The organism is Streptosporangiales bacterium (assembly GCA_009379955.1).
Classification (GTDB): domain Bacteria; phylum Actinomycetota; class Actinomycetes; order Streptosporangiales; family WHST01; genus WHST01.
On record WHST01000006.1, the window covers coordinates 20,992 to 46,716 of the forward strand.

Sequence of the window (25,725 nt, forward strand, 5' to 3'; positions counted from 1 at the left end):
CAGCCGCCGAAGGCAGTCAATACTGTGGCAGTCGCCGACCGACTTCGCGACTCGCCGGGCGTGGTCGTAGCACCCGCCTCCCCGTGCGAGGAGACTGCCTGTGTTGTCGACTGCCGCCCGGAGGCCGAGCATGCAGGAATTGCGCCTCGTCGGGATCAGTGACGAGGGCGACCACCTGCTCCTCGCCGCTCCCGATGCCACAGGTGCGCATTTCCGTGTGCCACTCGACGGGCGGATCCGCGCCGCCGTCCAGGGCGCGGCGGCGCGTCCCGGGCAGCTCGAGAAGCAGATGGAGAGCACGGTGCGACCAAAAGAGATCCAGACCCGCATCCGCGCCGGTCAGAGCCCGGAAGAGGTCGCCAGTGCCGCCGGGCTCCCGCTGGAGCGCATCGAGGCGTTCGCCACCCCGGTGATCAGGGAACGCATGCACATCACCGAGCTCGCGCAGAAGACGGCGGTGCGCCGTCCCGGCGAGTCGCAGCCCAACGCCGAGCTCGGCGAGCTGGTCCGCCAGCGACTGCAGGCCAGGGGCGTCGACCCCGACGACCTCGACTGGGACTCCTGGCGGCGCGAGGACGGCACCTGGAAGGTGCGGCTGCAGTACAAGCTCGCCAACCGCAGCGGCGTCGCGGAGTGGATCTACGACGTGTCCGCGCGCCACGTCCGCCCGGTCGACGACGAGGCCGCGTCCCTGGTGAGCGCCAACGGCACGGTGCGTCCCGAGCCTCCGGTCGAGGAGGTCGTCGAGCGGCCCCGGTTGGCCGCGGTGGGTGGCGGCGTGGAGCCGGCTTCCTCGATCGTCGAGCCGCAGGAACCCCTCGCCGACGACAACGACACCCAGCCGCTGCGCATCGCCCGCCAACCAGCCAAGGCCAACAAGCGCGCGTCGGTGCCGTCCTGGGACGAGATCATCTTCGGCACCCGCCGACAGAAGGACTGAGGCCGCCTAGCGCGTCGGCTCCGCCGGGGTCGCCTCCTCGGACACGAACGGTGCGAGCCAGCGCGGGGTGACCTCGTGCGCGAACGTGGCGACCGAGTCGGCGTCCATATCGGTCGCCGCGTAGCCGCCGCTCCCTGCGCCCACGCCGACGACGAGGGTGGCCACCTGTTGCCGCCGCTGGAAGATCGTCTGCCGCACCTGCCAGCCCACGACCGCGCGCCGCTGCAGCACCACGGTGCGCCGTGACCACGAGCCGCCGCGGACGCTCACCAGCTCGCCGTCGTACGCGTGACCGAGCGACCGGTACCTGTCCACGCCGAGCGGGATGCCGAGCAGCGCGAGCGCGAGCAGCGGCACGCCCGCCTCGGGCGCCCCGGTGGCGAACGCGGCGATCGCCAGGACCGTCCACGGCACGATCGCGCGGAACAGCCGGCGGCGAAGGGCGGCGCGCGGATGGGCGGTCAGCGTCTCCGGCCGCGCGCCGACCGTCGTGACCGCGAGCGCGTAGGCCCGCTCGACGGGGGCGACCGGCAGCAGCTCGGCGCGCGAGTGGTGCGACTCCGCACCGATCCCGGTGACGAGCGCGCGCAGCCGACCCGCACGCACCATGCGCGCGGGCAGTGCCTCGACGAGCTCCCACCCGCGCAGCCGCCGCCGTTCCAGCGTGACGTGACGCCGGGTGAGCAGGCCGCGTTCGAGCTCCAGCGCGTCGGGAGTACCGCGAACAGTGAAGTCCCAGTTGAGCAGGGCGGTCATGGCGACGGACGCGATCGGGAAGCCGAGCACGAGGAACGCGAGCGCCGCGAATCCGACGAGCCAGGGGTCGGCGACGAGCCAGGCCGCCGCGCCCTGCACCTGGCGCTGGCCGATGGTGTCGCTCTGCGCCACCCAGCCCCAGATCGTGCCCAGCAGCGCGAGCGGGGCGAACAGGTAGGCGCCGGTGAGCGGCGACATCAGGAACCAGGATCGCCTGACGCGGGCGAGCACCGTCCGCGGCTGGTCGTCTCGGCCGGGCACCTGCGCGACCTCCGGTGCCTCGGCGTCCGCCGCGGGCGCGGCGGACCGGCGCGCGAGCAGCAGCCGCCGCAGGCGCGCGCCCTCGGCTGCCGTGACCGCGTCGAGAACGCCTTCGTCCGCACGCCCCGTGCCGCCCGCGGCGGCGTCGACGCGTACCACGACGAGCCGCATCAGGCGGTGCATCGGCGAGGCCGTCAGGTCGACTCCCCTGATCCGATCGAGCGGGATCGACCGCGACTTCCTGGCCAGCAGGCCCGAGGTGATGTCGAGCCGGTTGTCGTGCAGGGCGTAGCGGAACGTCGCCCAGCGGATCAGCGAGTACGCGATGGACAGCAGGCCGCCGGCGAGCCCGTAGTACGCGGCCCGGTCGACGGTGAAGTGCCCGGAGATGACGAACGCCGCGGCCAGCGGCAGCGCGAACGTGCCGAGCCGCTTGATCGGGTCGACGACGAGGCTCCGCGCGCTCAACCGCTGCACGGTGCCCGGCGCGGCGATGGCAGGCGCCGCCAATGACACGTCGTCGGCTCGGTACTGGTCCGTCACGAGGCGTCCTCCAAAGCGAGCATCGCAGCGGTCCGGAGCACACATCGCGCCCACGCACTCGCCGAGCGAGGAGCGGAGCGGCGGAGGACGCCGGGGCACACCGTCATGTGGCGTCGTCCTCGAGCAGGTTGGCCTGCTGGGCGAGGTCGAACGAGAGCCGGACGGCGACGTCGGCGGGCAGCCCGACGATCTGGCTCGACCCGGCGTGCGAGGCGGTCTGCACGACGAGCGTCGCCAGGCCGAACATCCGCTGGAGCACTCCCCGCTGGGTGTCGACCGACTGGATGCGGCTCACCGGCACCACCCGCCACTCGCGGCTGAGCCATCCGGCCCGGGTGAACACGACGCCTGCGGTCACCTCCCAGCGGTGCACGCGGTAGCGCCACACCGGCTCCACCACCACGAAGAGCAGACCGAACAGCCCGAGCGCGATCGGCAGGATCCACCGCCAGCGCGACGCCGCGTCGGGGAGGAAGTCGGGGTTCCACCACGTGATCAGCAACCCGATCGCGAGCAGGATCGCGAACTGCACGAATCCCTCGACGACCCACTGGTAGACGGCTCGCCGGGAGACGGTGTGCGCGGGAGCGCGCAGCGGTGCGGACACGCTTCGAGCTTAGAGCGTCCGTCCCCACATCCGGCATTCGTCAGTCGTCGGCCGAGCGGGCGTCCTGGAGCGGGGCGCGGTGAGCGGCACCCTCACCGCGCCCCGACACGGTCGGGGTGCCCCTCACGTGTCCGGTCCCGAGAGGCGTCACGGCGCGGCAGTGTGCCGTGACGGATCGTCGTAGTCGCGGACCGGGGTCAGTCGGCAGGTATCTGAGCCGGGGCTTCGCACTCTGGCCCCGTGACACGGTCATCCCACTGACACCGACTGACCGTGTCCGCCGGCCGGGGGTTGGTGTGCACGTGATCGCGCCGAGCGCGAGCGTGTCACAAGGGCCGGCACACGAGGGGCCGTGCCAGCGGGGGCGCACGGCCCCTCGTACCCTTCGGGCCGACGCACCAACGAGGACGGAGACCCCGGCATGAACGCCGAGCACGAGGACAGAGCGAGCCGTATCTGCCGCCGGCACGACGCGGTGGTGCTCGACGACGTCGGCCAGGCCATGGCGCGCAGCCACGAGATCCTCTGCACCCGCCGGCACGCCGACGTCGTCAGCGACCGGCTGCGCAAGTGGGTCGACGGCAGCGAGCAGGTCAGAGGCGCCGGTATCGTCAGGGTGCGGCTCCGCAGACGTGCCAAGGTCGACCTCCGCGCCGTCACCGCCGACCTCGAGCCGTACGCACGCGTCGCGCCGAACAGCCTCTACTCCGGAGAGCCCCTCTGGAACGGCGGTCCTGCCAGCCCGCCGACCCAGCCCGCCCATCGCCCTCGACCGCCCCGGGCACCGGCACCCGGCACGCGCTCCACCGTCACCGCGGTCCTCGACACCGGCATCTCGGCGCATCCGTGGTTCACCGGGCGCTCCTGGTTCGCCGACTGCGGCCCGCAGCATGCCGAGGAGGTCGACCGCGACCAGGACTTCCTCCTCGACAGCCAGGCCGGGCACGGCACGTTCGTCACCGGCCTCCTTCTCACGCAGGGGCCGAGCACCGACATCCGCCCGGTGCGGGTCCTCAACAGTGACGGCGTCTGCGACGAGGCCGCTCTCATCCGCGCCCTGATGGCGTTGCGTCCCTCCGTGACCGGAGCGACGGACGTCGTGAACCTCTCCCTCGGCGCCTACACGCATGACGACCGCCCGTCGCCACTCCTCCTCGACGCGCTCCACGCGCTCGGTCCTGACACCGTCGTCGTCGCGGCCGCCGGCAATCGCGGCTCGTCCAGACCGTTCTGGCCTGCGGCCCTCAAGTCGGTCGTCGCGGTCGGCGCACTGGAGTCGGCCGGCGGTGGGCGCGCGCCGTTCAGCAACCACGGATGGTGGGTCGACGCGTGTGCGCCCGGCCACCAGGTGGCGAGCAGCTTCGTCTGGTTCAACGGTCCCGGCGGCGGCGGAGACGTGACGGACGCCGACCTGTTCCTCGGGTACGCCCAGTGGAGCGGCACCTCGTTCGCCACGGCACAGGTGTCGGGCGCGGTCGCGAATCTCTGCGCCACGAAGGGCATGGACGCGCCGCAGGCCACCCGTACGCTGCTGGACCCGGCCAAGCACCGGTTGGTGCCGGATCTCGGCCTCGCCGTGCTCGAGCGGCGCCGTGCCCGGTAACCTCACGGATGTCGTCGGTGCATCCGTCTGGAGGTGGGCGTGGAGACGGTCCGCACGCACACCGAGGAGCCGGACAACGCCACCCTCGTCAAGCGCGCCGCGGAGGGCGACGACGAGGCATGGCATCAGATCGTGCACCGGTTCTCCACCCTGGTCTGGGCTGTCCCCCGCTCGCAGGGTCTCGGCCGGGTCGACGCCGCGGACGTCTACCAGACCACCTGGCTGCGCCTCGTCGAGCATCTCGGCAGCCTTCGCGAGCCGGCCGCACTCGCCGGCTGGCTCGCGGCGACCGCACGCAACGAGGCGATCCGCGTGTCGAAGCACAGATCTCGCGAGCAGCCCGCCGAGGGTCACGGCGCCGACCTTCCCGCGCCCGACCGCGATACCCCCGAGGTCGCACTGCTCCTCGACGAGGAGCGCCGCCGGGTGCTCCGCGCCTTCGCGCAACTCTCCGAACGTTGTCAACGCGTCCTCCGGGTCGTTGCCGCCGGTCCGGTGTCGAACTACGACGACGTCGCGGCGGCGCTCGACATGCCGGTCGGCAGCCTGGGCCCGACCCGGGGGCGTTGCCTGAACCATCTGCGCCAGCTGCTGGAGGGGGATGACAGATGAACGCAGAGGACGCTGTAGTGACGCGGCTGCGCTCCGCCTTCGGGGCCGCCGATCCCGTTCCGCACCATGCGCTCGACGCAGCCCTGGCGAGCCTGTCGTGGCGCGACCCGGACAGCGCACTGGCCGAGCTCGTCGGCGACTCCCTCACGGATCCGGCGGGGGTGCGCAACCGATCCGACACCGGCCCCCGACTGCTGACGTTCGAGGGCGACCACCTGGTCGTCGAGGTCGAGGTGTCCGACCTGGGCGGCGCGCACCGGCTGCTCGGTCAGCTCGTCCCACCCCAGCCCGCCGAGGTCGAGGTGCGCTGGCGCGGCGGGAGCCTGCGTGCCGCCGCCGATCAGCTCGGGCGGTTCAGGGCGGCGTCGGTCCCACCGGGGCCGATCAGCATCTCCTGCCGGCTGACTGAGCCGTCGCGGTTGGTGTCGACGAGCTGGGTCACGGTGTAGGAGAACCCCCTGGACCTCGTCCTCCGAGCCGAGCGGGCGCGCCGAACCGTGGCCGTGGACCCGCGACGCGCACGCGACGAAGCCTTCGCGGTCCTGCGGTCGGCTGACGCCAACGCAGAAGCCCGGGCAGTGGCGTTGCGCGCACTCGGTCTCACCCAGAAACTCGCCGGTGACGCCCGACGGGCCGAACGCACGTTGCGACGATCTGTCGCAACCGCCGCGGACGCACGACTGAGGCAACGCGCCGCGGAGGCGAGGCTGAGTCTCGTCGTGGTCCTCGCTGATCGTGGCGAGTTCCGCGCGGCACTGGCCGAGGCAGACGTGGCGGCGCGCGCCCTGCGCGGAGTCGACCTCGGTTACCTGCACACTCAGCGTGCGCTCGTGCTGAGCCGAGCCGGCCGCTACGACGAGGCCCTGTCGACATTCGCACGAGCATTGACCCATCTGCAACGGTTCGCCGAACCAGAGTGGATCTGCCGCGTGCTGTCCAATCGGGGCGCCCTGCTCGGCTACACGGGTGGCTACCGCGCGGCGGAACGTGATCTGCGTCGCACGATCGAACTCGCGGACCGGCACGGGCTCGAAGTCTTCTCCGGCCAGGCGCGACACAACCTCGGTTTCATCTCGTTGCGGACGGGCGACGTTCCCACCGCACTGCGCCTGTTCGCCGAGGCCGAGCCCTTCTTCCCCGCCCAGGGGCACAACCAGGCCGCTCGGCTGCTGGACGTCGCGGACGCCTACCTCTCGGTCCGGCTGTTCCGCGACGCCCGCGAGCACCTCGAGCACGCCGTCGACGTCCTCGCCGAGGGCGGGTTCGCGGTCGACGTCGCCGAGGCGCAGGTGCTGCTCGCGCGCACCCACCTGCTCGACCACGCCGCCGGTGCGGCGGCGCGGACGGCCTCCGAGGCGGCGGCGGAGTTCCGGCGACAGCGGCGACCCGGGTGGACCGCTCTCGCCGACCACCTCGCCCTGTACGCCAGGGTCGAGGCGGGCGAGAGCGGTGGGGAGCTGCTCGGGGACCTGCGGTCCTCGGCGCGCCGGCTCGGCAGGCGGGGCTGGGCGCACGCCGCGGTCCACAGTCACGTCCTCGCCGGGGCGATGGCGCACGAGCTCGGCGACCGCCGGGTCGCCCGCGTCGAGCTCGACCACGCGAGCCGGGCCCGCCATCGCGGACCGATCGCCGTCCGCGCGCCCGCCTGGTACGCGACCGCCCTGCGTCGCCTCGTCGACGCCGACGAACGGGGCGCGCTGCGCGCCGCTCGAGCCGGGCTGGGCGTGGTCGATGACTACGCCGCCACCCTCGGCGCCACCGACCTGCGGGTCAGGGCGAGCGGATGGGGCGAGGACCTCGCGACCCTCGGCGTCAGGCTCACCAAGGAGTCCGGAGACGGATGGCGCTACCTCACATGGGTCGAACGCTGGCGGGCCAATGCGCTTCGCCGCCCCCCGGTCCGGCCGCCGCACGATCCGCGGCTCGCGCGCGACCTCGCCCAGCTGCGCCGGGTGACGGCCGACCTCGCGACCTGCTCGGCGCGCGGCGACGACACCCGCCCGTTGACGGCGGAGCAGGTGCGACTCGAGCGCGCGGTGCGCGACCGTAGCCGCGTCGTCACCGGCCCGTCCGGACGCTCGACGGGTGGCGCGCTCGACCGTGCCGAGCTCCGCGAACTGCTGGGCGACCGCGCACTCGTGGAGCTCGCCGACCACGACGGAACGCTCGTGGCCGTCACCTTCGCCGCCGGTCGGTGCCGGTTGCACGAGCTCGGCCCGTTCGGCGCGGCGGCGACCGAGATGGACTCGTTGCGGTTCTCGCTCCACCGGCTGGCACGACGCCACGGCTCGGCCGCGAGCCTCGCCGCCGCCGAGGCGGGCGTCGCGTACTCCGGACGACAGCTCGACGCGATGCTCCTCGCCCCCCTGCGCGAGGCGATCGGTGACCGTGAGCTGGTCATCGCGCCGAGCGACGCGTTGCACGCCCTCCCCTGGTCCGCCCTCCCGTCGTTGCGCGACACGACGGTGAGCGTGGTGCCGTCGGTGACGATGTGGGTCTCGGCCACCCGGCGCCTACGGTCGCCCTCGCGCGGTCGTGGCGTCGTCGTCGTGGCGGGTCCGGGCCTCGACCATTCGGCCGCCGAGGTGCGCGCGGTCGCCAGGCACCATCGCGGGGTGCGGCGCCTGACCGGACGCCGGGCGACCGTCGCCGCCACCCTCGACGCCATCGACGGTGCGTCGACCGTTCACATCGCGGCCCACGGACGCTTCCGCTTCGACAACCCGCAGTTCTCCGCGCTCGACCTCGATGATGGGCCACTCACCGTCTACGACCTGGAACGGATCAGCCGCGCCCCGCGACGACTGGTGCTGTCCGCATGTGACACCGCACTCTCCGCAGTGCATCCGGGAGACGAGCTCCAAGGAGTCGCAGCGGCTTTCCTGTCGTTGGGAACCTCGACCCTCGTCGCGAGTGTCACACCCGTCGCCGACAACGAGACGAGGACACTCATGGGCAGCTTCCACCGCCGGCTGGCCGCGGGCGCATCGCCGGGACGCGCACTCGCCGAGGCCGAAACGACCACGGGCACGCTGGGATTCGTCTGTTTCGGGGCGAGCGAATAGAAGGCGCCGCGATGACGGCGTCCAGGATCGTCCGGCCGGCGGCCCCTGCCGCCCCGCGAGCGGGTAACATCGGCTCGCCGTTACCGGTACTTGACCGGAAGCACCTGATCCGAAAGCATGCGGCGTGGCAGCCGAGGGGAGCACATGGCCACAATCCGCGAATTGGCACGCGGTTCGCGGCGTCCCTGGGAGGGCTCGCTGCGGTCGGCCTTGTGGCGCACCGGTGTGCGGATCGGTGTGATGGGCGTCGTCGCTGTGGTCCTGGCCAACATCAACCTTCCGTGGCGACCGGAGACCCTGTGCGCGCTGCGGCAGTTCACCGGCATCCCGTGTCCTCTGTGTGGCACGACGACGGCTGCCGTCCACGCCGGAAACCTGGACATCGTCGGGGCGTTGGCGGCCAACCCGGTCACGGTCGTCATCATCGCGCTCCTCGCGACGTCACCGCTCACCGGCGTCGGCCGGTGGTGGGAGACGATGTCGAACCGGCCGCGCGTACTACTATGCATCGCCTTGTTCGCAGCGGCCGAGATCTGGCAGCTCTTCAGGTACGGGCTCCTCCCGTAACGGCGGGAGTGCATCACCGACGGCGTAACACCCAACCAAGGAGGAAGAACTCAATGACCACCCCACCGCCGCAGGACCCCTCTGGCGGCTACGGTGCCCCGCAGCCGGCGAACGAATCGTCGAAGACCCTGGGCATCATCGGCGTCGTCTGTGCCGTCATCTGCTGGCCGGCCGGCCTGATCATCGCGATCATCGGCCTGAACAAGGTGAAGCAGACCGGTGAGTCGGACAGCCTCTTCAAGGCTGCGCTGATCGTCAGCATCATCGTGGGTGTCCTCGGCATCATCGGCTCCATCGCGAACTTCTCGATGGCCGCCGGCATGAGCTGAGACTCCGAGGAAGGCGCCGGACGCGGACGTCCGGCGCCTTCGTCATCTCCGCCCCCGACAAAGGACACGAGCGCATGAACAACCCCCAGCCCCTCGCGGGCCGCGGCCATGGACCGGTGCGGCAGGAGAACAACACGCCGCTGATCCTCGGCATCCTCGGCATCGTCGGGTGGTTCGTCTGCGCCGGCATCCCCGGGATCGTGCTGGGCCTCGTCGGCCAGTCGAAGGCCCGCGAGCTCGGTCAGTCGGAGACGCTGCCGAGGATCGCGTGGATCGGTGGGCTCGTCGCGCTGGCTCTCGTCGTCATCGGCACGATCCTGCTGCAGGGCACGCGCCCGGACGGCTCGTAGGGCTACCCGGCCTGCGGTCCCGTGGCGACCGGCCTCGTCTCGTCGCTCACCCAGTCCGACCACGAGCCGACGTAGAGTGCCGCGTCGTATCCCGCGAGCCGCAGCGCCAGCACCGCGTGCGCGGCGCTCACACCCGAACCGCAGTAGGCTCCGACCGGCTCCGTCGGGGTCGCGCCGAGGCCGGCGAACCGCTCGCGCAGCACCGAGGGCTCGAAGAATCCCCCGTCACCGTGACTGTTCGCGGCCGTCGGGGCGCTGACCGCCCCTGGGATGTGGCCGGCGACGGGGTCGATCGGCTCTGTCTCGCCGCGGTACCGCTCCGACGCCCGCACGTCGAACAGCACGCCGGTGCGCGCGAGCACCGCGGCGCCGTCGGCGTCGAGGAGTGGGAGGTGCCCCGCCCCGGCCGTGAAGTCGCCGGCCTCGGGGGTCGGCGACGCCGTCGTCACGGGCAGGCCGGCGGCAAGCCACGCCCCGTATCCGCCGTCGAGCACGCGTACGTCGTCGTGCCCGAAGTACGTGAGGCACCACCAGGCCCGGGCGGCGGGCTGCCCGTCGCCGGCGTCGTACACCACCACGGCGCGGCCGTGGGACACCCCGAGGCGGCGCATCGCCGTGGTGAACGCGTCGGCGGTCGGCAGCGGATGGCGACCACCGGCACCAGGGGGACCCGACAGGTCGGTGTCGAGGTCGGCGAAGACCGCGCCCGCGAGGTGCCCTCTGTCGTAGGCCTCGACACCGGGCGGGCCGCCGAGCGACCAACGTACGTCGAGGAGAGCAGGCGGGTCATCGCCCGCGAGCCGCTCGGCCAGCTCGGCGACACCGATCAATGGGTCCCTCATGCGCGTCCTTCCAGGAGTGGCACGTCGAGCTCGGCCCTGGTGAGCGAGCCGTGGTAGCCGATGAGCGCCGTCGCCTGCGGCTCCGCACGCGGGGCCACGACCGCCCACCGGGCGTACGGCACCGCGAGCACGTCGCCGATGCGGGCCAGCATCGACCGCTCCACCCTGGGCCCGAACCAGCCGGACTCGACCGCCTCGTCGCGCGAGACCACCCAGGCGCGGCCGGCGAGGACCTCGTGCCAGGACCGCAGGACGTCGGCCGCGGCACCGCTGCGCGCGTACACGTGCCGGAACCTCGGCTCCCCGCCCAGCAGGAGCACGCCGTCCACGAGTCCCGGCGTGGCCTCCGCGTCGATCTTGCCCTCGGCACCGATGTCGACCATGCCGTGGTCGGAGGTCACCCAGAGCAGGGTGCCGGACGGCAGGCGTTCGCACAACCGCAGCACCATCGCGTCGACCGCGGCGACGGCGTCGCGCCACTCCTGCGACGCGGTGCCGTACACGTGGCCGGCAAGGTCGACCTCGCCCCAGTAGACGTACGCGAAGCCACGGTCGACCCGGGCGAGCGCGGCCGCCGCGGCGTCGACCCGCTCGTCCGCGGTCTCCGCGTTGAGGTACGACGCGCCACGCGTGGCGGCGACCGTGAGTCCGCTGTCGCGGAACGACTCCGGCCCCACGAAGAACGCCGGCATGCCCGCGGCCGTCGCGCGACCGAAGACGGTCGGCTCGGGCTGCCAGACGACCGGGTCGACCCGGTCGGACCAGTGCAGGTGGTTGAGCATGCGCGCCTCGCCGGGGACCCGCACCTTGAACCCCAGCACGCCGTGGGCTCCCGGCGGCCGGCCGGTGCCGAACGACACGATGCTCGTCGCCGTCGTCGACGGGGCGCAGGACGTGAGCTGCGCCGGCTCGCGGAGCGACGTCAGGTACGACGCGGTGTCGGTATGGGCGCGCAACTGCGCGCGCCCGAGACCGTCGACGAGGAGCAGGCAGCCGCGGTCGGCGCTGCCGAGCCGCAGGTTCGGGCCACCGACCGGGACGCCGAGAGCGCCCAGGATCGCGGGGAAGAGCTCCGCGAGGGTCGTCTCGCCGTAGCGAGGGAGCACCGGCGCGGGAACGGTCACGTGCCAGCTATCACGCGGGACGGCTCGTCGCCACCGACAGGGCGGCGGCGAAGTCGATCAGCCGCTGCACGGCGCTGTCGCCCTCGGCCGTGCCGCTCACCCTGAGGGTCAGGTCGTCGGAGGTGACCTGACCGGTGTACCCGTGGTCTGCGTCGCAGTTCTCGTCGGCGCATCCGGCCGGCTCGAGGTCGACCCGGCCGACGATCCCCCAGCCGACCGTGAGCGTCGCCTCGGTGGGCACCTGCGCGGTGCGGTAGCGCGCGGGCTCGGGGATGACCGAGCTCAGCAGCACGGACTGGATGCTGCGCAGCGGCACGGCCTCGACGCTGGTCGTGGCGTGCGGCTGCGCCTTGGGGTCGGCCGGCGGATGGTCGTCGGTGTGCAGGACGATCAGCCGGGTGTCGGTCAGCACCAGCACCGAGACGTGGCGGCGTACCTCCATCTCCGCGTCGAACGTCGCCTCGTGGTGGACGATCCAGTCCCTCGCCGACTCCGTCGCCAGCGCGCCCTCGACGCCGTGCACCACCAGCTCGGGGAAGTAGCCGCAGCGTTCGATCTCCGACCGGAGGTCGTCCAACGTGCTTGTCGTCATGGGCCCATCCTGACACCTCCGACCTACCCGGTCGCGAGACACTCGTCAAGACGGTGGACGGGGACGGCTCGTGACCCGGGGAGGCACAGATCGAGATCCCGCTGGCGCGGTTCTCCGCGCTCCTCGACCGGTCGTGGCGCCTCGCCTCCGCGAGACGCCGGATCCTCGGCATCACCGGCGCGCCCGCCGCGGGCAAGTCGACGCTCGCAGAGCGGCTCGTCGCGGAGCTCAACGACGCGCGGCCGGGCACCGCCGCGCTCGTCGGCATGGACGGCTTCCACCTCGCCCAGGCCGAGCTCGAACGCCTCGGCATCGCCGAGCGCAAGGGCGCGCCGCACACGTTCGACGGCCACGGCTACGTCGCCCTGCTGCAGCGGCTCCGCGCGAACGACGACCCCGTGGTCTATGCGCCGCTGTTCCGGCGCGAGATCGAGGAGCCCGTCGCGTGCGCCGTCCCGGTCGGCCGCGACGTCCCGCTCGTCGTGACCGAGGGCAACTACCTGCTCGGCGCCGAGGGCGTCTGGGCGGGCATCCGTCCGCTGCTCGACGAGGTCTGGTACGTCGACCTCCCCGACACCGTTCGCAGGGAACGGCTCGCGAGACGCCACGAGGACTTCGGCCGGACCAGGGAGCAGGCCTGGGCACGGGCGCTCGGCAGCGACGAGCGCAACGCCGAGGTCGTCCGGTCGACCCGCGATCGCGCCGACGTCGTCGTCACGTCCCCGGCATGAGCGCCGTGACGATCTCCTCGACCACGTCCTCCGGCGCGCGGGGGGCGAGCATGCCGGGCAGGGTGAGGTGTTCGACGACGAGTCCGCTGATCGCGAGGTACAGCAACAGCACGGTGGTGCGATCGCCCGGCATGCCGGACTCGGCATGGCCCCGGACGTCGCGCTCATGGTTGGCGCGGATCGTCGCGGTGAGCGTCTCGCGCAGCTCCGGGCGCCTGGTCGCCTCCAGCCGCAGCTCGAGCAGCGCGAGGTAGCCGTCGCGGTCGCCGACGACCCGGCCGAACAGCGCCTGCAGCTGCGCGACGGCCGCGGCTCTCGTCGGGCCCGCCCGCTCGGCGGCCTCGGCCTCGGCGGTGCTCGGCATCATCCGGACGTGGATCCTGCGACCGACGTGGTTGAACAGGTCGTCGCGCGTGGAGAAGTAGTTCGACGCCGTGCCCACCGGCACGCCCGCCCCGGTGTCGACCGCGCGGAAGGTGAGGCCGCGAGCCCCCTCCCGCGCGAGCACCTCGATCGCCGCGTCGACGAGCGCCGTCCGCCGCTCCGGGTTCCGTGCCATCGCCGTCCTCCGAGGATCTCGCCCTGGACATCGTTAACCACTACATCTAGAGTACAACACTCATAGTGGTTAAGCCAGGCACGAATCTCGACAGGAGCCCCCATGCGAAAGCTCGTCTACCTCGTCGCGTCGACGCTCGACGGCTTCGTCGCCGACCCCACCAGGAAGGACCCGTCCGACACGGTCTTCCTGCTCGCCGGCGACCACGCGGAGCCGCTGATGCGGGAGTACCCCGAGATGGTCCCGCACCACATCCGGCCGATGGTGGGCCTCGAGGGCGCGGAGAACCGCCACTTCGACACCGTCCTCGAGGGCCGGGTGTCGTACGTCATGGGGCTGGGCATGGGGGTCGAGAACGCGTACCCGCACATGCGGCACCTCGTGTTCTCCTCGACCCTCACCGAGGTGCCCGACCCACGGATCGAGCTCGTCGCCGGCGATCCCGTCGAGAAGGTGCGCGACCTCAAGAAGGAGGACGGCAAGGACATCTGGCTCTGTGGTGGCGGTGCGCTCGCCGGCGCCGTGCGCGACGAGGTCGACGAGATCCACCTCAAGCTCAACCCCGTCGTCATCGGGTCGGGCACGCCGCTCTTCGACGCCGGCTTCGGGATCGACAGGTACGCGCTCGCGTCGAGCCGTGTCTTCGACGGCAGCGGCGTCGTCCTGCTGCGCTACGTCCGGGAGCGGTGACCGGCCGGCACACCGCCTCAGGAGTCGAGGAAGCGCAGCACCGCCAGCACTCGCCGGTGGTCGTGCTCGCTGCCCGGTGGCAGGCCGAGCTTGGTGAAGATGCTGCTGATGTGCTTCTCGATCGCCCCCTGGCTCAGCACGAGGTGGTCGGCGATGCCGGTGTTGGAGCGGCCCTCCGCCATCAGCCCGAGCACCTCGCGCTCGCGGGTCGACAGCTCCGACAGCGGGTCGCGCCGGCGGCTGCGGACGAGGAGCTGGGCGACCACCTCGGAGTCGAGTGCCGTGCCGCCGTCGATGACGCGACGCAGCGCGTCGAGGAACTCGGCGACGTCGGCGACCCGGTCCTTGAGCAGGTACCCGACACCGCGGGTGTCACCGGCGATGAGGTCGACGGCGTACCGCTCCTCGACGTACTGCGAGAGCACGAGCACCGCGACATCGGGGTGGTTGCGCCGGATCACGAGCGAGGCGCGCAACCCCTCGTCGGTGTGGGTCGGCGGCATGCGGACGTCGGCGACGACGGCGTCCGGCGGGTCCTTCTCGACGGCCCGGAGCAGCTGGTCGGCGTCCGGCACCGCCGTGACGTCGTAGCCCGCGCTCTCGATCAGGCGGACGAGGCCTTCTCGCAGCAGCACGGAGTCCTCGGCGATCACGACGCGCACGGCAGCTCCATGACGACTCGGGTGGGCCCGCCTCGCGGGCTCTCGACCTGGAACGTCCCGTCCAGTGCGGCCACCCTACGTTCCAGCCCGGCCAGCCCGGTGCCGGTGGTGGGGTCGGCACCGCCCACGCCGTCGTCCTCGACCTCGACCCGCAGGATGTCGGCGGCGCGCGTGACCGTGACCTGCGCGCGCTCCGCCTGGGCGTGCCGGGAGATGTTCGTGAGGGCCTCGGCGACGACGAAGTAGGCGGCGGCCTCGATGGTGACGTCGGCGCGTTCGCCCGGCTCGACCTTCACGTCGACCGGTACGGCGCATCTGGCGGCCAGCGCCGAGAGCGCCGCGTCGAGACCGCGGTCGGTGAGCACGGCGGGATGGATGCCGCGGACCAGCTCGCGCAGGTCGGCGAGGGCGGCTTTGGCCTCCTCGTGCGCCTTGACGATGAGCCCACGGACGGCGGCCGGATCCTCGTCGTACGTCGCCCGCGCCACCCCGAGATCCATCGCCAGTGCCACCAGCCGCTGCTGCGCGCCGTCATGCAGGTCGCGTTCGATGCGCCTGCGCTCCGCGTCGGCCGCGTCGACGACGCCCGCCCGGCTCGTGCGCAGCGTGCTCACCTCGGCGGTGAGCTGTTCCTTCTCGCTCGGCCCGAGCAACGCGCGGACGAGTGCCGTGTCCACGATGACCGTGCCGCGCGCCAACCAGGGCGCGGTGACGAGCAGCACCGCGCCACCCAGGGACATGACGCCGGTGAGGAGGAACTCCATCCGCTCGCCGAACATGTAGAAGGGCGCGCACAGCAGGACCAGGCCCACCACCCAGCTGCCTGCGACGAGGCCTGCGGTGACCGCACTCACCGGCAGCCGGAGGACGCAGTACGCGATCTCGCGCCAGCGGTCCCTCGAGCGCAGCAGGAAGAACGGCGAACGGATGACCCGGCGACGACCCTCCAGCGGGCTCGCCGCCACGGAGACCCCGGTGAACCCGCGCAGCCGCAACCGTTCGAGGTTCGCGAACGTGCGGGCGAGGCCCATGGTCAACCACAGCAGGGGCGTGCCGAGGAAGAGGAACGGGATCGTGATGAGCGCAGCCAGGATGAGCGGCAGGACGAGCGCGAAGTAGACCGCACCGAGGAGCAGGCCCAGGACGGCGTAGAGCGTGTAGAGCCACGGCTCGGCGGTGACCGGTGCCCGCAGCCAGGACGGGATGCGCTCCCATCTGGTGGCCTCGGCGGCGCCCGGCTCAGGTGCCGCCATCTCCCACCTCACCATCGACTCGGTTGTCGCTCGGCTCCCGTGAGCCCGACCTGCACAGACAGCTACTTGCGGGTCGGGTTGGTGACATCTGCACAGCATGTCGTCGACGCGTCGCCTTCACCTTAGGGCGACAGCCTGGGAGCAGACAGCAGGCAAGCCCCCAACCACGGGTGGGGAATTCCCCCGTACCGATTCGGGAGCCCGCGCCATAGTTGTCCGGGCTCGACGCGACAAGTCTGTAGGCGACAGGCATCCACGTTCGCGAAAGGGCCCATCCATGACTGCGCTCGCGATGGTTCTGGCCTTGGCCGGGGCCGCATGCTATGCGGTCGGCGCGGCACTCCAACACCAGCAGGCCACGAAGACCAGTGCTCACGGTCTTCACCCGCGACTGCTCGCGCGACTCGCTCGCCGACCCCGCTGGCTCGCCGGGATCGTCGCCAACCTGGCCGGAGCCGGGCTGCACGTTCTCGCTCTGTCCCTCGCGCCGCTCGCGTTGATCCAGCCGATCGGCGTGATGACCGTCGCCTTCGCGGTACCGGCGGGCGCGCTGCTCCGCCGCCGCAGGCCGCAGGCGGGCGAGCTCGTCGCCGCCGGGGCCGTCTCCGCCGGTCTCGCCCTGCTCATGACCACCCTGCGCGCACCCACCGAGGTGCCCGCCCTGCAGTTCCTCGACGTCGTCCCGCTCGCAGGTGCCGTCGTCGCCGTCCTCGGCATCACCTCGCTCGTCGTGCGTCGCATCGACGGACCCGTACGGACCATCGTGCTGGCCTCGGGAGCCGGCCTCGCGTTCGGCGTGACGTCCGCGATGCTGCGCCCGATCATGTTCACCTTCACGGCGTCGGGCCTCTCCTTCACCCTCGGCTGGTTCGTGCTCGCGGCGGTCTCGGTGGCGGGCATCGGCATGCTGCTCCAGCAGACGTCGTTCCAGACCGGACGGCTCGGCCTCGCCATCGCCGTCATCACGGTCGTGGACCCGCTCGCCGCGATCGGCGTCGGCGCGGGCCTGCTCCACCAGCCGGTGCACGTCGGCAGCGTCACCGCCACCGGCACGGCCGTCCTCCTCGTGCTGGGTGGAGTGGCGCTGCTGTGCCGCCGGTTTCGCCGGCCCTACCCCACCGGCACCGACGGAACGGCGTCCCTACGCTCGTCGTCGCGCGGACTCCGCGTCCTGATCGGCGCCGACACCTACCCGCCGCACGTCAACGGGGCCGCGTACTTCTCGCACCGGCTGGCCCACGGACTGGCGGCGCGCGGACACGAGGTGCACGTGTGCTGCCCGTCGGCCGACGGCGACGCGACGGTCGAGCGGGACGGACCCGTGTACGTCCACCGGGTGCGGTCGATGCGCACGCCGTTCCACCACTCGTTCCAGGTGGGCTCGCCGCTGTACGTCCGTACCGATGTCGGACGGGTGCTCGCCGAGGTGCGGCCCGACGTCGTCCACGTGCAGAACCACTTCCTCGTGGGACGGGCGCTGTCGTCGCTCGCCGGGCGCCGGGACCTGCCGCTTGTGGCGACCAACCACTTCATGCCGGAGAACCTGCTGCCGTACCTCCCGCTGCCCGGTCCGCTCGCCCGCCTGGTGACCAGGGTCGCGTGGCTCGACCTCGCCCGGGTGTTCGGTCCCGCCCACGCGGTGACGACACCGACTCCCACGGCCGCGCGACTGGTGCGCGCGTCCGGCATCGGGATGGAGGTGGAGGCCGTCTCGTGCGGCATCGACCTCAGCAGGTTCCACGAGTCGGACACGAGCGGCACCGCGACGGACACGAAGAGGCTCCTGTTCGTGGGGCGGCTCGACGTCGAGAAGCACATCGACGACATCATCGACGCCCTCCCCACCGTGCGGCGCTCCGTCGACGCCGAGCTGCTGGTCGCCGGCATCGGCAACCTCCAGGAGCCGCTCGAACGGCGGGCCCGCGAACGCGGCGTCGCCGAGCACGTGACGTTCCTCGGCTTCGTGCCCGACGAGGACCTGCCGGCGCTGTACTCGTCCGCCGACGTGTTCTGCATGCCGGGGACGGCGGAGCTGCAGAGCCTCGTGACGCTCGAGGCGATGGCGACGGGCCGCCCGGTGGTGGCCGCCGACGCGATGGCGCTCCCCCACCTGTGCCAGGACGGCAGGAACGGGTACCTGCACACGCCCAGAGACGTGGCGGAGCTGGCGGAGCACGTGACGACGATCCTCACCGACGACGCCCTGCGCGCCCGGATGGGCAAGGAGAGCCTCGCCATCGCCGCGGAGCACGACGAGTCGGCGTCGCTGCGCCGTTTCGAGGAGATCTACGCCCGGGTCACCGGGTTCGAGCTGCCTGCGCAGCGCAGCGTACGGGAGCCTGTCGCCGCGTAACCGGCCCTGCCGCGCAGGTACACGGCGAACCCCACCGGTCGAGCAGCGGTGGGGTTCGCTACGTTCGGGGGCGGTAACCGGTGGGCGCGCCGGTCACGCAGGGTCGGCGACGCGTCACCGGGCGCCTTGTACGGTAGGCGGACACGAGACGACCACGCTGCCGAGACGGAGCTATGCATGAGCAGGTTTGTCGTCGTCGGGGACCTGATGACCGACGTGGTGGCCATGGTCATGGGCCCGGTCACGCTCGGCATGGACACCCCCGCGTGGATCGAGAGCTACGGCGGCGGCTCGGGCGCCAACGTGGCCGCCTGGCTCGGCGTCCAGGGCGAGACCGTCACCTACGTCGCGCGCCGCGGCCCGGACGTGGTCGGGCGCACCAGGGAGATGGAGCTGCTCGGGTACGGCATCGACGCCAGGGTCGTCATGGACCAGAGCCGCCCCACGGGCACCTGCATCGTGATCGTCAGCGAGCGCGGTGAGCGCAGCCAGTTCCCCGACCCGGGGGCCAACGCGGCGCTCGCGCCCGAGGACATCCCGAGGGACGTCTTCGACCGCGACACCCACCTGCACCTGTCCGGGTACCCGCTCGCCCACGAGGGCGGCCGCGACGGGGCTCTCACCGCCCTCCGGTACGCGGTCGACGTCGGCGCGACCATCTCGGTCGACACGCCGTCGACCCTCCTGCTCGAGCGCATCGGCGGCGACACCTTCCTCGGCCACGTCGCGGGCGCGAGCATGCTGCTCGCCAACCACGAGGAGGCGAGTCACCTCTCCGGCGAGCACGACTCGTACGGCGCGGCACGCACCCTGACCAAGCACTTCCCCCACGTCGTGGTCACCGACGGCGCCGACGGCGCGGTCTGGTGCTCGGCCGGCGAGAACCCCGTGCACGCCCCGGCCGAACGCGTCCGCGTGACCGACCCCACCGGTGCGGGCGACGCGTTCTGCGCCGGTCTGCTCCCCCGCTGGCTCGCGGGCGCCCACCCCGCCGAGGCCCTGGCCGCCGGAGCGACCGTCGCCGCGCGTGCCCTCACCCAGGCCGGCGCCCGCCCCGTCGACTGAGCCGCCCGCCACGCCGGCGTCGGGCGCAGCCGAACCCGTGAGGGCACCCCGGCCGGGTCAGGGCACGGTGAGGGTGCCCCTCACCTGCCGGCACTGCGTGACGGCATCCCCCTCAGCGCCAGGACGTGCGCATCGCGGTAGTCACCGCGAACGGGTCGGCACCGGACTGCGAGCGCAGGATGCCCTCGCCCTCGGGGCTGCCGGTGTAGACGGGGTCGCCGCCGCTCACCCAGCGCTGCCACGCCTTCCCGTACGCCTTGGCCCGGCCCGCGTTCGCGCCGAGCTCGTCGGGGACGCCGTGCCACACCACGGCGGTCGGTCGCAGCGTGCCGCGCAGCAGGCGCACGCCCGCCACGAAGCGGGTGGCATCGCCCGTCGGCGCGTCGAGCAGGTAGCGAGGGATGACGTACCTGGGTGTCGCGATCGGGCCGAGCGCCTCGTCGAGTGCCGTGGCGAACCGCGCGGACTCCGTCGAGGTCACGCCGTCGAGTGAGAACTGATAGCTGCCGTCGGGCTCGACGTCCCAACGCACCGACTCCGCGCCGCGCGCCGCCAGCTCCGCGGCGCACAACCCGTCGGCGACCGCGTAGGCGATGCGGAGGCTGTCGACGGGGCGCGCGGCGGCCGCGACGAGCCCGCCGGCGCGCCATGCTCGGACGATGAGGGCGATCAGCGAGCCGACCATCGCGAGGACGAGCGCCGCGGCCACCCAGATCAGGCGGAACCGCAGCATCGCCAACGACGCCACGAGCGACACCGCCGCCGCTACGGGCGCGCGCCCCGCGCCACGCGGCGGCGAGCCCTTCGCCAGCTGGACCCCCTGCTCGGCCGGGAGCGCCGCGGGGAGGACCGCACTCGACTCCCCCGACACCAGGCTGCTCGCGCGCCTGGTCGCGGCCGGCTGCCGAGCGGACCGCACGCGAAGCGTGTGGACGAAGCGGTCGTCGTACGGTTCGCCGACCCGCCACAGGTCGGACACCCGCCGCCGGTCGCCGGCGCGGACCAGCATCGCGGCGTTGACCGCCTCGAACTCGATGACGGGCGGCGGTGCGTACGGCGACAGCGCGACGTCGACGTGTGCGACCCCGCCGACCACCTCGCCGTGGTCGTCGACAGCGTAGTAACCGTGGTGCTTGCGCACGAACCGACCCCAGTCGGCCGTTCCCTTCGGGTGGTCTTCGGTCACGCAGACCACGGTCCAGGTGAGCGCGACCTTGTCGGGCCAGGAGGGATCGGTACGCAGCGCGCGGCCGCGGGTCTGCACCACCGCGGTCGGCGTCGTCGCCGTCGTGAGGTCGATGACACCGCTCACGCCCCTGGCGTCCCAGCCCTCACCGAGCAGCGCTCTCGTGCCGACGAGCACTCGGCAGCCGCCGGCCTCGAAGAACGCCGTCACCAGACGCACCCACTGACGGCTCTGCCACCTGCCGGTGACCTCGACCACGCCCACCGCGTCGACCGGCACCGGATCGAGCTCGATCAACGGCGCGTGCTCGGCGACGTAGGCGTGCAACGCGCGCGCCGTCGCCGCCTCCGCGACGACGGACCTGCCGGTCACCAGCACCGGATGGAGGCCGGCGGTCTCCTCGGAGCCGACGAGCCCATCGAGCACCAGGCGCGCGGACCCCGCATCGGTGGCGAGCACGCCGCGGAGCCCGGCCGGCAGCGTCGCGGTCGCCCGTTCGTGGTCGCACAGCACGAGCATGCGGAAGCGGTCGCCGAGGTTGGTCGACTCCGCGTGGACGATCTGCGCCACCGCGTCGGTCTTGGCGGCGCTGCGGGCGAGCACCCGGTCGACCGGTGAGCGTCCCGTCCTGATCCCCGCACGGGTCAACCGGTAGCCGATGCTGGGCAACGCCTCCCTGATCCGCCCGCAGGCCTCGAGATCGCCCTCGGCGTCGGACTTCGTGAGGCAGCGGCGCACCCAGTCGTCGATGAGGCGTACCCAGTCCTCCGCGGTCGGGCGGGTGCGGTGCTCCTCGCGTATGCGGGCGCCTTCGGGCAACGCCAGGAGGCCCGCGTGGTACATGCGCAGCGCCGCGCGGGCGGCGTCCGGCGCCTCCTTCTCGATGCGGTACCACGGCAGCACCGTGCCCTCGCCGGTCGCCCGGCGGACGAACCGCTCGTCGAGCCACCGCAGGAACGGCACCGAACCGAACGACGGATCGGTGAGGTCGGTGACGAGCTCCACGAACCGCTCGTTCTCCCCCGCCAGCCAGTCGGTCTCCGACGGCGTCGGCGTGGTCAGCCAGACCAGCTCGCCGAACGGGGCGAGGCTGCCCTCGCGTACCGCCGCGGGGACCGAGGCGGCGTAGACCGGTGCACCGAACAGCTCCCTGACGAGGCCGGCCTGGTCGGGCGTCAACGTGTCGGGCGGTGTCGCCGTCAGCCCCAGCACGCGGGCCTGCGGCAGCTCCGCGAGCAGCTCGGCCAGCAGCCGGCCCCAGACCTCGAGCAGGTGGTGGCACTCGTCGAGCACGAGGGTCAGCTCGGGCTGTGCCCGAAGTGCCTCGACCAGCGCGCGCCCGTTCGGATGCAGGCGGTCGACGAGCGACTCGGGCTCGCCCGACGTGACGCCGGGTGCCAGCGCACCCTCCTCGTCGACCTCGTCGTCCGGCTCGAACGTCGCGAGCGACTGGTACGTGAGCACCGTGACGGGCCGGCTCAGGTCACGGTCGGTGCCCACCTCGGCGGTGGCCGGGGTGAACCGCCGCCACTCCTTCACCCACTGCGCCTGGATCGCGGTGTTGGGCCCGAAGACCACGGTCGGACACGCCATCCGGCGGGCGTACTCGAGCCCGACGAGCGTCTTGCCCGCACCGGGCGGCAGCACCACCCAGCCGCGCCGACGTCCAGCCGACGTCGCCGCCGCCAGGGCCTCCAGCGCCTCGCGCTGGTGCCGGCGCAGCGGGACGGCGGGCGCGGTCCTCGCGAACGCCGTGGCCACCGTGAGGTCCGCCGGCGGCGCCGGGTCAGCGGACAACGGCGCTCTCACGGCTGCGGCGCCGCATCAGCCACGCGGCGAGCACCCCACCGAGGAAGCCGAACAGGTGCCCCTGCCACGAGACGTACGGCATGCCCGGCAGGACGCCGCTGAGCATGCCGCCGTACAGCAGGAGCACGACGACGCTCACGGCGATCGACCCGACGCTGCGGACGAACAGCCCGCGGACGAGGAGGAAGCCGAGCAGGCCGAAGATGACCCCGCTCGCACCGACCACCACGGTGCCCGGACTACCCAGGAACCACGCACCGAGGCCACTGGTGAGGGCGGTGATCACGACGACCCCGAGGAAGCGTGCCGCGTTGACGACGAGGTACGTGGCGAACGCGAGCACCGCGTACGACGTGCTGTTGGCGATGAGGTGCTCGAACCCGGCGTGCAGGAACGGGGCGAAGAGCAGGCCGTCGAGCCCGCCCAGGTCGCGGGGGTGGATGCCGTAGCCGTCCAGCCTGCCCCCGAGCACGGTGTCGACGATCTCCAGCGCCCAGAGCAGGCCGAGCGAGACGCCGACGACCAGCAGGGCACCCGGGGCGCGGTCCGTCCAGTGCTGACTGAGACGGGTGCGACGAGCGGTGCCGTGGTCCATCGCCCCATTGTCCCCCTCAGGCGGCCGGGTGGGCTCCCCGGACCCCGCGCACAGCACTGTCTCAGCTCTCCGTGACCTCCTCGGCGGGTCACGTTCGGCGAACGCGCGCCCACCGGCGACAATCTGTGCATGCCACGTCGTCGTTCGAGCACCCCACCCCCACCGGAGGACTTCGAGGAGCGGATCGTCGACATCGACGTCTCCTCGGAGATGCGCGAGAGCTACCTCGAGTACGCGTACTCGGTGATCTACTCCCGCGCGCTCCCCGACGCCCGCGACGGTCTCAAGCCGGTGCAGCGGCGCATCCTCTACCAGATGCGCGAGATGGGCCTGCGTCCCGACCGCGGCCACGTCAAGTGCGGACGCGTCGTCGGCGACGTCATGGGCAAGCTGCACCCGCACGGCGACTCCGCCATCTACGACACCCTCGTCCGCATGGCGCAGGCGTTCACGATGCGGCTGCCGCTGGTCGACGGGCACGGCAACTTCGGCTCACTCGACGACGGACCCGCGGCGTACAGGTACACGGAGTGCCGCCCGGCCGAGCCCGCGGCCGCCATGACCGACGACCTCGACGAGGACGTCGTCGACTTCCGGCCGAACTACGACGGCCAGCTCACCGAGCCCGAGGTACTGCCCGCGGCCATCCCCAACCTGCTCGTCAACGGCGCCGCCGGGATCGCGGTCGGCATGGCCACGAACATGCCGCCGCACAACCTCGGCGAGGTCGTCGCCGCGTGCCGGCACCTGATCGACCATCCCGACGCCACCCTCGACGACCTGATGCGTTTCGTGCCGGGACCCGACCTGCCGTCCGGCGGCAAGATCGTCGGGCTCGACGGCATCCGCGAAGCGTACGAGTCCGGCCGCGGCACGTTCCGCATGCGCGCGACGGCACGGGTCGACAACGTCACGCCACGACGGAAGGGCATCGTCGTGACCGAGCTGCCGCTGTCGGTCGGACCGGAGAAGGTCAAGGAACGCATCGGCGACCTCGTCCGCTCCAAGCGACTGGCCGGCATCCACGACGTGCAGGACTACACCGACCGCACGCAGGGGATGCGCCTGGTCATCGAGATCAAGGGCGGCTTCAACCCCGACGCGGTGCTCGAGCAGCTCTACCGGCACACCCAGCTCGAGGACTCGTACGGCATCAACAACGTCACGCTCGTCGACGGCCAGCCGCGCACCCTCGGGCTGCGCGACATGATCCAGGTGTTCGTCGAGCACCGCTTCGACGTCGTCCGCAGGCGCACCGCGTTCCGGCGCACCAAGCGCGAGGAACGGCTGCACCTCGTCGACGGCCTGCTCGTCGCACTGCTCGACATCGACGAGGTCATCCAGGTGATCCGCGGCAGCGACAACACCGCGGCCGCCAAGGAGCGCCTGATGCAGATCTTCGACCTCTCCGAGATCCAGGTGCAGTACATCCTCGACACGCCGCTGCGCCGGCTCACCAGGTTCGACCGACTGGAGCTGGAGAAGGAGGGCGAGGACCTCAGGCGCGAGATTGCCGAGCTGACCGCCATCCTCGAGTCCGAGGACGAGCTGCGACGCGTGGTCTCGACCGAGCTCGCCGACGTCGCCAAGCGGTACGCCACCCCCCGGCGCACGGTGCTCCTCGAGTCGGCGGGCCAGCCGGCCGCGACCACCCCGCTCGAGGTCACCGACGACCCGTGCCTGGTCCTGCTGTCGTCCACGGGCCTGCTCGCCCGCACCACCACCACCGACCCGCTGCCCCGCGAGGGTGGGCGCGCGAAGCACGACGTGCTCACCTCGTGCGTCACCGCGACCGCACGCGGCGAGGTGGGCGCGGTGACCAACGACGGCCGCCTGGTCAGGATCTCGGTCGTCGACCTGCCCGCGCTGCCTCCGTCGGCGAGCACCCCCAGCCTGTCCGGCGGGGCACCGCTGCGCGAGTTCGTGTCCCTCGAACGCCGCGAGCGCGTCGTCGGTCTCACGTCACTCGTCGGCGGAGGCGCGGGGCTCGCCGTCGGCACGGCGCAGGGCATCGTCAAGCGGGTCTCCCCCGACTACCCCGGCAACCGCGACGGATTCGACGTGATCTCGCTCAAGGACGGCGACCACGTCGTCGGCGTCGTCGATCTCGCGAGTGACGACGCCGAGCTGTGCTTCGTCACCAGCGACGCGCAGGTCCTCCACTTCCCCGCGTCCGGTGTCCGTCCGCAGGGACGCGCGGCCGGCGGCATCGCGGGCGTCCGCCTTTCCCCGTCGGCGAAGGTCAGCTGGTTCGGCGCGATCGAGCCGGGCACCGACGCCGTCGTGGTGACCATCGCCGGTCCGTCCGACGCCCTGCCGGGCACGGTTCCAGGCGCGGCGAAGGTGACGCCGTTCGACGAGTACCCCGCCAAGGGGCGCGGCACCGGAGGCGTCCGGTGCCACCGCTTCCTCAAGGGCGAGGACACGCTGCTCGTGGGGTGGGCGGGTGCTGCGCCGCCACGCGCGGCCGCCGCGTCGGGCGTCGCGGTCGACCTCCCCACCGAGCACGGCCGCCGCGACGGCTCCGGCACGGCGCTGAAGAACGCCGTCGCCGCCATCGGCTGACCGGCTCCGTACCGCGTTCACCCATCCCGATGGGTGAACGCGTGTGGCCCGTGAATCACGATGTGG

23 protein-coding genes are annotated in these 25,725 nt (G+C 72.5%); 13 read left to right on the top strand and 10 right to left on the bottom strand.

All coding sequences use genetic code 11. The annotated features are described in order from the left end of the window. Positions 1–130 precede the first annotated feature (130 nt). Positions 131–940, top strand: coding sequence for a DUF3071 domain-containing protein (locus GEV10_03010; GenBank protein ID MQA77445.1), 810 nt, complete (start codon positions 131–133; stop codon positions 938–940). Positions 941–946: 6 nt separating this feature from the next. Here GEV10_03010 and GEV10_03015 read toward each other — a convergent pair whose 3' ends face one another. Together GEV10_03015 and GEV10_03020 are read right to left on the bottom strand one after the other, a co-directional pair. Further along, the gene (locus tag GEV10_03015; GenBank protein MQA77446.1) at positions 947–2,545 is read right to left on the bottom strand and encodes a PH domain-containing protein; all 1,599 of its coding nucleotides are present in this window, start codon (positions 2,543–2,545) and stop codon (positions 947–949) included. A gap of 58 nt (positions 2,546–2,603) precedes the next feature. Next, positions 2,604–3,095, bottom strand: a complete 492-nt coding sequence (locus tag GEV10_03020) for a PH domain-containing protein (protein ID MQA77447.1) — start codon at positions 3,093–3,095, stop codon at positions 2,604–2,606. A gap of 433 nt (positions 3,096–3,528) precedes the next feature. Here GEV10_03020 and GEV10_03025 point away from each other — a divergent pair, with 433 nt between their 5' ends. The 7 genes from GEV10_03025 to GEV10_03055 all read left to right on the top strand — a co-directional run bounded on the left by GEV10_03025 (position 3,529) and on the right by GEV10_03055 (position 9,633). Continuing rightward, the gene (locus GEV10_03025) at positions 3,529–4,710 is read left to right on the top strand and encodes a S8 family serine peptidase (protein MQA77448.1); all 1,182 of its coding nucleotides are present in this window, start codon (positions 3,529–3,531) and stop codon (positions 4,708–4,710) included. A 39-nt stretch (positions 4,711–4,749) separates the two neighbouring features. Further along, complete coding sequence (locus tag GEV10_03030; protein MQA77449.1) at positions 4,750–5,322, top strand: sigma-70 family RNA polymerase sigma factor; 573 nt, start codon at positions 4,750–4,752, stop codon at positions 5,320–5,322. After that, positions 5,319–5,771, top strand: a complete 453-nt coding sequence (locus tag GEV10_03035) for a hypothetical protein (protein MQA77450.1) — start codon at positions 5,319–5,321, stop codon at positions 5,769–5,771. The genes GEV10_03030 and GEV10_03035 overlap by 4 nt, the downstream gene beginning before the upstream one ends. 270 nt (positions 5,772–6,041) lie before the next feature. After that, positions 6,042–8,387, top strand: a complete 2,346-nt coding sequence (locus GEV10_03040; protein ID MQA77451.1) for a CHAT domain-containing protein — start codon at positions 6,042–6,044, stop codon at positions 8,385–8,387. 117 nt (positions 8,388–8,504) lie between these two features. After that, positions 8,505–8,954: a DUF2752 domain-containing protein gene (locus GEV10_03045; GenBank protein MQA77452.1), complete on the top strand. Its 450-nt coding sequence runs from the start codon at positions 8,505–8,507 to the stop codon at positions 8,952–8,954. 53 nt (positions 8,955–9,007) lie between these two features. Continuing rightward, positions 9,008–9,283, top strand: coding sequence for a hypothetical protein (locus GEV10_03050; GenBank protein ID MQA77453.1), 276 nt, complete (start codon positions 9,008–9,010; stop codon positions 9,281–9,283). Positions 9,284–9,357: 74 nt separating this feature from the next. Further along, a complete protein-coding gene (locus GEV10_03055; protein MQA77454.1) occupies positions 9,358–9,633 on the top strand; it encodes a hypothetical protein in 276 nt (91 codons plus the stop codon). Positions 9,634–9,635: 2 nt separating this feature from the next. On the opposite strand, the gene GEV10_03060 is transcribed toward GEV10_03055, so the two are convergent. Genes GEV10_03060 through GEV10_03070 form a run of 3 tightly spaced genes read right to left on the bottom strand, consistent with a single transcriptional unit; the run spans position 9,636 to position 12,191 of the window. Next, the gene (locus tag GEV10_03060; GenBank protein MQA77455.1) at positions 9,636–10,475 is read right to left on the bottom strand and encodes a sulfurtransferase; all 840 of its coding nucleotides are present in this window, start codon (positions 10,473–10,475) and stop codon (positions 9,636–9,638) included. Continuing rightward, positions 10,472–11,599: an alkaline phosphatase family protein gene (locus GEV10_03065; GenBank protein ID MQA77456.1), complete on the bottom strand. Its 1,128-nt coding sequence runs from the start codon at positions 11,597–11,599 to the stop codon at positions 10,472–10,474. Before GEV10_03065 ends, GEV10_03060 begins: the two co-directional genes overlap by 4 nt. A gap of 10 nt (positions 11,600–11,609) precedes the next feature. Then, a complete protein-coding gene (locus tag GEV10_03070; GenBank protein ID MQA77457.1) occupies positions 11,610–12,191 on the bottom strand; it encodes a phosphodiesterase in 582 nt (193 codons plus the stop codon). Positions 12,192–12,280: 89 nt separating this feature from the next. Here GEV10_03070 and GEV10_03075 point away from each other — a divergent pair, with 89 nt between their 5' ends. Continuing rightward, a complete protein-coding gene (locus tag GEV10_03075) occupies positions 12,281–12,922 on the top strand; it encodes a nucleoside/nucleotide kinase family protein (GenBank protein ID MQA77458.1) in 642 nt (213 codons plus the stop codon). Here GEV10_03075 and GEV10_03080 read toward each other — a convergent pair. Continuing rightward, positions 12,906–13,481: a TetR family transcriptional regulator gene (locus GEV10_03080; GenBank protein MQA77459.1), complete on the bottom strand. Its 576-nt coding sequence runs from the start codon at positions 13,479–13,481 to the stop codon at positions 12,906–12,908. The genes GEV10_03075 and GEV10_03080 overlap by 17 nt on opposite strands. A 102-nt stretch (positions 13,482–13,583) precedes the next feature. Here GEV10_03080 and GEV10_03085 point away from each other — a divergent pair, with 102 nt between their 5' ends. Further along, positions 13,584–14,171 carry a dihydrofolate reductase gene (locus tag GEV10_03085; protein MQA77460.1) on the top strand — a complete coding sequence of 196 codons (588 nt, stop codon included), beginning with the start codon at positions 13,584–13,586 and terminating at the stop codon, positions 14,169–14,171. 17 nt (positions 14,172–14,188) lie between these two features. Here GEV10_03085 and GEV10_03090 read toward each other — a convergent pair whose 3' ends face one another. Beyond that, a complete protein-coding gene (locus tag GEV10_03090; GenBank protein ID MQA77461.1) occupies positions 14,189–14,833 on the bottom strand; it encodes a response regulator in 645 nt (214 codons plus the stop codon). Continuing rightward, positions 14,821–16,086, bottom strand: a complete 1,266-nt coding sequence (locus GEV10_03095; GenBank protein ID MQA77462.1) for a sensor histidine kinase — start codon at positions 16,084–16,086, stop codon at positions 14,821–14,823. Before GEV10_03095 ends, GEV10_03090 begins: the two co-directional genes overlap by 13 nt. Positions 16,087–16,990: 904 nt before the next feature. Here GEV10_03095 and GEV10_03100 point away from each other — a divergent pair. Together GEV10_03100 and GEV10_03105 are read left to right on the top strand one after the other, a co-directional pair. Beyond that, positions 16,991–18,439 carry a glycosyltransferase gene (locus GEV10_03100; protein MQA77463.1) on the top strand — a complete coding sequence of 483 codons (1,449 nt, stop codon included), beginning with the start codon at positions 16,991–16,993 and terminating at the stop codon, positions 18,437–18,439. 177 nt (positions 18,440–18,616) lie between these two features. Continuing rightward, positions 18,617–19,504, top strand: a complete 888-nt coding sequence (locus GEV10_03105; GenBank protein ID MQA77464.1) for a sugar kinase — start codon at positions 18,617–18,619, stop codon at positions 19,502–19,504. A gap of 112 nt (positions 19,505–19,616) precedes the next feature. Here the strand turns inward: GEV10_03105 and GEV10_03110 are convergent, their stop codons facing one another. Further along, positions 19,617–22,451, bottom strand: a complete 2,835-nt coding sequence (locus tag GEV10_03110) for a DEAD/DEAH box helicase (GenBank protein ID MQA77465.1) — start codon at positions 22,449–22,451, stop codon at positions 19,617–19,619. 25 nt (positions 22,452–22,476) lie between these two features. Continuing rightward, positions 22,477–23,094 (bottom strand): rhomboid family intramembrane serine protease, encoded by a 618-nt coding sequence (locus GEV10_03115; GenBank protein MQA77466.1) that lies wholly within the window; start codon positions 23,092–23,094, stop codon positions 22,477–22,479. A gap of 129 nt (positions 23,095–23,223) precedes the next feature. Between GEV10_03115 and GEV10_03120 the strand changes: the two genes are divergently transcribed. Then, positions 23,224–25,659, top strand: coding sequence for a DNA topoisomerase 4 subunit A (locus tag GEV10_03120; GenBank protein MQA77467.1), 2,436 nt, complete (start codon positions 23,224–23,226; stop codon positions 25,657–25,659). Positions 25,660–25,725: the final 66 nt, after the last annotated feature.